Origin of the sequence: Enterobacter quasihormaechei, assembly GCF_004331385.1 — a bacterium.
GTDB classification, from domain to species: domain Bacteria; phylum Pseudomonadota; class Gammaproteobacteria; order Enterobacterales; family Enterobacteriaceae; genus Enterobacter; species Enterobacter quasihormaechei.
In genome coordinates this window covers 38,555-44,554 of record NZ_SJON01000024.1, presented here as the reverse complement: position 1 = coordinate 44,554, position 6,000 = coordinate 38,555, and the positions used below count along the sequence as shown (strand labels likewise).

The window sequence follows — 6,000 nt, the reverse complement described above, 5'->3', positions numbered from 1 at the left end:
GTAGCGCCACCGGGCTTTTTTTACATCAGGCCAGCGCCTTCGCAATCTTCTCGTACAGATCGCCAGACAGGTTTTCCAGCCCTTTCAGCTGCTCAAGCGCGGCGCGCATTTTCGCCTGGCGCTGTGCATCGTAGCGTTTCAGGCGGATCAGCGGCTCAATCAGACGAGACGCCACCTGCGGATTACGGCTGTTCAGCTCGGTCAGCATTTCAACCATGAACTGATATCCGCTGCCGTCTTCGGCGTGGAACGCGGCCGGGTTGCTGCTGGCAAACGCGCCAATCAGCGAGCGGACGCGGTTCGGGTTGCTCATGGTGAACGAACGGTGCTTCAGCAGGCTGCGTACCTTGCTGAGCACATCGGCTGCCGGGCTGGTGGCCTGAAGGATGAACCACTTGTCCATTACCAGACCATCCTGATGCCACCTGTCGTCGTACTCCTGCATCAGCGCATCGCGGCACGGCAGCTCGGCGGCAACGCTTGCAGCCAGTGCGGCCAGCGCATCCGTCATGTTATCGGCCTCGTGGTACTGCTTGCTCACCAGCGTGTTCGCCAGCTCTGCCTCACCAAACGCCAGATAGCGCAGGCAGGTATTGCGCAGGGTACGCTTGCCGATATCCGCATGCTCCACGCGGTACGCGTCCAGCTTGTTGGCGTTGTAAATCGCCAGGAACTCGTCCGCCAGCTCGGTCGCCAGCGTGCGGGTCAGCGCTTCGCGCACCGCCACGATCGCAATCGGATCGATGATGTCAAACAGCTCGGCGATTTCAGTCGCGGACGGCAGCGTCAAAATCTCAGCCGCCAGCGCCGGGTCAATTTTCTCATCCAGCAGGATGGCACGGAAGGCGTCTGCCACATGAACCGGCAGCGTCAACGGCTGGCCCTGCTGGTAACGGTTCACGTTCAGCTTGATGTAGGTTGCCAGCAGGCTTTGTGCCGCATCCCAGCGCGAGAAATCGTTGCGCGCGTGACGCATCAGGAACGTCAGCTGCTGATCGCTCCACTTGTACTCGAGTTTAACCGGCGCGGAAAACTCGCACAGCAGTGCAGGAACGGGCTGGAAATAGACGTTATCGAAGATAAAGGTCTGCTCTGCCTGGGTCACGTTCAGTACGTTGTGTACCGGATGACCGCCCTTCTGTAACGGGATCACGTTGCCTTCGTTGTCGTACAGCTCCACGCTGAACGGAATATGCAGCGGGTATTTCTCTTCCTGCTCGGCCGTAGGCGGCGTGCGCTGGCTGATGGTCAGCGTGTACTGCTCGGTTTCCGGGTTGTAGTCGTCTTTGACGGTCACAATCGGCGTGCCGGCCTGGCTGTACCAGCGGCGGAAGTGCGAGAGATCCACGTTAGACGCGTCTTCCATCGCCTGGACGAAATCATCGCAGGTGGCCGCGCTGCCGTCGTGGCGTTCAAAGTAGAGCTGCATCCCTTTCTGGAAGTTCTCTTCACCCAGCAGGGTGTGGATCATGCGGATAATTTCAGCGCCTTTTTCATACACCGTCAGGGTGTAGAAGTTATTCATCTCGATGACTTTATCCGGGCGGATCGGGTGCGCCATTGGGCTGGCGTCTTCTGCGAACTGGAGGCCACGCATGGTACGCACGTTATTGATGCGGTTCACCGCCCGCGATCCCAGATCGGAGCTGAACTCCTGATCGCGGAAAACAGTTAAGCCCTCTTTCAGACTCAGCTGGAACCAGTCGCGGCAGGTGACGCGGTTCCCGGTCCAGTTGTGGAAATACTCGTGGCCGATAACACGTTCAATATCGAGGTAATCTTTATCCGTTGCGGTATCGGTGCGCGCCAGCACGTATTTGGAGTTAAAGATGTTAAGACCTTTATTCTCCATCGCGCCCATGTTGAAGAAATCGACGGCCACAATCATATAAATGTCGAGGTCATATTCGAGGCCAAAGCGCGTTTCATCCCACTTCATGGAGTTAATGAGGGAGGTCATTGCCCATGGCGCGCGGTCGAGGTTGCCACGATCGACGAACAGCTCCAGCGCGACTTCACGGCCAGAACGCGTTTTGAAGGTGTCGCGCAGAACATCGAAATCTCCCGCCACCAGCGCAAACAGATAGCATGGTTTCGGGAACGGATCCTGCCACTGCACCCAGTGACGACCGTTCTCAAGTTCCCCTTCCCCAATACGGTTGCCGTTGGAGAGCAGGTACGGGTACAGCGTTTTGTCGGCAATAATTGTAGTGGTAAAGCGCGCCAGCACGTCCGGACGATCCAGATACCAGGTAATGTGGCGGAAACCCTCGGCTTCGCACTGGGTGCACAGGGCCACGCCTGACTGGTAAAGCCCTTCCAGCGCGGTATTGGCGGCGGGGCTGATTTCATTCACGATGCGCAGCGTAAAGCGTTCCGGCAGGTTGTCGATGACCAGCTGGTTGCCTTCTTCTTTATAGTCCGACCAGGCTTCATCATTAATATGCAGGGAAACCAGCGTCAGGTCTTCACCATCCAGACGCAGCGGCACGGCTGTCGCGCTCTGGCGCGTCACCTGGCTTACCGCCGTCACGACGGTTTTTGTGGCATCCAGGTCGAAGGTCAGATCGATATCGCTTATCAGGTATTCCGGCGCACGGTAGTCGTGGCGGTATTTAGCTTGTGGCTGTTGTGTCATAGAAAACCTTATGCATCGTTTGTCGAGTAACGATTCAATATATTCCTGTTGTGTAAAACGCGCTATGCAGAATGTTCATCTTTTCAGGCACAACGCCCTTTTTAGCTACATTTTTGTAACACAGGGCACGAAATGCTCTCGACCATAAAGTGTGCTTATGTTGTGATCGGGGTTCAATAAATCACTAAACAGGGTATACTCCGGAGTTGTTTATTGTACTAAACGCTCCCGTGAGAGGATGCTACAGCGCACCTATGACTCAATTCGCTTCTCCGGTTCTGCATACGTTGCTGGATACCGATGCGTACAAGCTGCATATGCAGCAAGCCGTGTTTCACCACTATCATGATGTTCATGTTGCGGCGGAATTTCGCTGCCGGGATGACGACTTGCTGGGTATCTACGCAGATTCCATTCGTGAACAGGTCGATGCCATGCAGCATCTGGCGCTCACCGATGACGAATATCAATGGCTTTCTGGCCTGCCTTTCTTTAAAGCGGACTATCTGAACTGGCTGCGCGACTTCCGCTATAAGCCGGAACAGGTCACCGTCACCAATGATAACGGCAAGCTGGACATTCGCCTGACCGGTCCGTGGCGCGAAGTGATTATGTGGGAAGTGCCGCTTCTGGCAGTCATCAGCGAGCTGGCCCACCGCTATCGCTCCCCTGAAACCGGTGTGACGCAGGCCGTTGCCGCTCTGGAAAATAAACTCGTTGAGTTTAACCAGCTGACCGAAGGGCTGGATATGTCCCGATTCCGTCTGATGGACTTTGGCACGCGCCGCCGCTTCTCTCGCGAGGTTCAGGAAGCCATCGTCAGACGCCTGCAACAGGAGCCGTGGTTCGTTGGCACCAGTAACTACGATCTGGCGCGCCGTCTTGATTTAACGCCGATGGGCACCCAGGCGCACGAATGGTTCCAGGCGCACCAGCAGATCAGCCCAGACCTCGCCAACAGCCAGCGCGCCGCCCTCGCCGCGTGGCTTGATGAATACCCGGATCGGCTGGGTATTGCCCTTACCGACTGCATTACCATGGACGCGTTCCTGCGCGACTTTGGCCCTGAGTTTGCCGAACGCTACCAGGGGTTACGCCATGATTCCGGGGATCCGGTTGAATGGGGTGAGAAAGCCATTGCCCATTACGAAAAGCTGGGTATCGACCCAATGAGTAAGGTGCTGGTCTTCTCCGACAACCTTGACCTGGCGAAAGCGATCGACCTTTACCGTCACTTCTCTTCCCGGGTGAACCTGAGTTTTGGGATTGGTACGCGGTTAACCTGCGATATTCCTCAGGTGAAACCGCTGAACATCGTTATAAAACTGGTGGAATGTAACGGTAAGCCGGTCGCGAAGCTCTCCGACAGCCCGGGCAAAACCATCTGCCATGACAAAGCGTTTGTTCGCGCATTACGCAAAGCCTTCGATCTGCCTCAGGTCAAAAAAGCCAGTTAACCGCTTCGGGGAGCCTTCATGGCTCCCCTTCTCTTATTTATTTCTTATTTCTTCTCTCAAGACGGTGAAATTTACTTGTCTGATAGCGGATGGCAGGTAACATAGATATCCCCCCAATAAGGGCGGACAAGTGTTTATTTTTTCCGACTATTAACAGAGAGAATATTATGAGCGTTGTGCCTGTAGCCGACGTACTCCAGGGCCGTGTCGCCGTTGACCAGGAGGTCACCGTGCGCGGATGGGTGCGTACTCGCCGAGATTCTAAAGCTGGCATCTCCTTCCTCGCCGTCTATGACGGTTCCTGCTTTGATCCTGTACAGGCCGTCATTAATAATTCTCTGCCCAATTACAATGATGACGTTCTGCACCTGACAACAGGCTGTTCCGTGATCGTCACCGGTGTTGTGGTGGCCTCTCCGGGCCAGGGTCAGAGCTACGAAATTCAGGCGACCTCGGTGGAAGTGACCGGCTGGGTTGAAGATCCGGACACCTATCCGATGGCTGCAAAGCGTCACAGCATTGAATATCTGCGTGAAGTCGCGCACCTGCGTCCGCGCACCAACCTGATTGGTGCGGTTGCGCGCGTGCGTCATACGCTGGCGCAGGCGCTGCATCGCTTCTTTGACGAGCAGGGTTACTTCTGGGTTTCTACCCCGCTGATCACGGCCTCTGATACCGAAGGTGCAGGCGAAATGTTCCGCGTTTCAACGCTGGATATGGAAAACCTGCCGCGTACGCCGGAAGGTAAAGTCGATTACGACAAAGACTTCTTTGGTAAAGAAGCCTTCCTGACGGTTTCCGGCCAGCTGAACGGCGAAACCTACGCCTGTGCGCTGTCTAAGATCTACACCTTCGGCCCAACCTTCCGTGCGGAAAACTCCAACACCAGCCGTCACCTGGCGGAATTCTGGATGCTGGAGCCGGAAGTGGCCTTTGCCGATCTGAATGACGTGGCAGGCCTGGCAGAAGCGATGCTGAAATACGTGTTCAAAGCGGTTCTCGAAGAGCGCGCAGACGACATGAAATTCTTCGCTGAGCGTGTCGATAACGACGCCATCGCCCGTCTTGAGCGCTTTGTTTCCGCAGACTTCGCGCAGGTGGACTACACCGATGCGGTCGCTATCCTGGAAAAATGCGGTGAGAAATTCGAGAACCCGGTTTACTGGGGCGTGGATCTCTCCTCCGAGCACGAACGTTATCTGGCAGAGAAGCACTTCAAAGCACCGGTTGTGGTGAAAAACTATCCGAAAGACATTAAGGCGTTCTATATGCGCCTTAACGAAGACGGTAAAACCGTTGCTGCGATGGACGTACTGGCACCGGGCATCGGCGAAATCATCGGTGGTTCCCAGCGTGAAGAGCGTCTGGACGTGCTGGACGCGCGTATGCAGGAGATGGGTCTGAACCCGGCGGACTACAGCTGGTATCGCGACCTGCGCCGCTACGGCACCGTGCCGCACTCCGGCTTTGGCCTGGGCTTCGAGCGTCTGATTGCCTACGTGACAGGCGTTCAGAACGTACGTGATGTGATTCCATTCCCACGCACGCCGCGTAACGCAAGCTTCTAACCGTCCACATCAATAATGGCCAGCACTTGCTGGCCATTATTTTATCCTGCAACGTCAGTTTTCGTCAGTCGAAAGTAAGCATCTTTAAACCACAACCCCGCAATAACCTCTACCTGTTACGTTTTGTTTCCACGAAACATCTGGCCACAAAAAAAATAACCCCATTCTTATTGCGCTTAAAGCAACTCTTACGTAATAGCACAAAAAACAATCAATTTCTTAGCCATCTGGATGGCTTTTGCCGATCATAAGAAAAAATGACCCGTTTAACTTCTGTTTATAGGAAAGGCCTTTAGCTAAATTAAATATAAGGAAATCATATATATAAGAATAAAGC

3 protein-coding genes are annotated in these 6,000 nt (G+C 54.8%); 2 read left to right on the top strand and 1 reads right to left on the bottom strand.

Annotated features, from left to right (window positions below; translation table 11 throughout):
• Nucleotides 1-25: 25 nt before the first annotated feature.
• Nucleotides 26-2,638, bottom strand: coding sequence for an aminopeptidase N (gene pepN, locus E0L16_RS20780; protein ID WP_131638129.1), 2,613 nt, complete (start codon nucleotides 2,636-2,638; stop codon nucleotides 26-28).
• Nucleotides 2,639-2,892: 254 nt separating this feature from the next.
• Between pepN and pncB the strand changes: the two genes are divergently transcribed.
• Together pncB and asnS are read left to right on the top strand one after the other, a co-directional pair.
• Nucleotides 2,893-4,095 carry a nicotinate phosphoribosyltransferase gene (pncB, locus tag E0L16_RS20775; RefSeq protein ID WP_131638127.1) on the top strand — a complete coding sequence of 401 codons (1,203 nt, stop codon included), beginning with the start codon at nucleotides 2,893-2,895 and terminating at the stop codon, nucleotides 4,093-4,095.
• A 167-nt stretch (nucleotides 4,096-4,262) separates the two neighbouring features.
• A complete protein-coding gene (gene asnS, locus E0L16_RS20770) occupies nucleotides 4,263-5,663 on the top strand; it encodes an asparagine--tRNA ligase (protein ID WP_003858191.1) in 1,401 nt (466 codons plus the stop codon).
• Nucleotides 5,664-6,000 lie beyond the last annotated feature (337 nt).

Coding starts and splice junctions, on each gene's coding strand:
- pepN (WP_131638129.1), bottom strand. CDS start 2,638: ATGACACAACAGCCACAAGCTAAATACCGCCACGACTACCGTGCGCCG.
- asnS (WP_003858191.1), top strand. CDS start 4,263: ATGAGCGTTGTGCCTGTAGCCGACGTACTCCAGGGCCGTGTCGCCGTT.
- pncB (WP_131638127.1), top strand. CDS start 2,893: ATGACTCAATTCGCTTCTCCGGTTCTGCATACGTTGCTGGATACCGAT.